The 267-nt window shown below is 53.9% G+C and carries 1 protein-coding gene; it reads left to right on the top strand.

The genetic code is table 11. The annotated features are described in order from the left end of the window. Positions 1-267 (top strand): helicase-related protein (locus tag R0J87_RS21010; protein ID WP_498888693.1); only part of this gene is annotated, 267 nt, incomplete at both ends.

The raw sequence follows: 267 nt of genomic DNA, 5'->3' as shown, positions 1-267 counted from the left end.
ATACACGCTTTTGGTTTTAGCGTACTGGCGCTGCATGGCGATATGGAGCAAAAAGATCGTGACCAGACCTTAGTGCAATTTGCCAACGGCAGTGCCTGTATTCTGTTGGCCACTGACGTGGCGGCCAGGGGCCTGGATATCAGCAGCGTCGATGCGGTATTTAATTATCAGCTGGCACACGATGCCGATACCCATACTCATCGCATTGGCCGCACCGGTCGCGCCGGCCAGAGTGGTATTGCGTTAAGTCTATTTACCGCCAGCGAT

This window comes from Halomonas sp. SIMBA_159, assembly GCF_046536035.1.
Classification (GTDB): Bacteria; Pseudomonadota; Gammaproteobacteria; order Pseudomonadales; family Halomonadaceae; genus Vreelandella; species Vreelandella venusta_A.
This window is presented reverse-complemented; position numbering and strand designations above follow the sequence as displayed.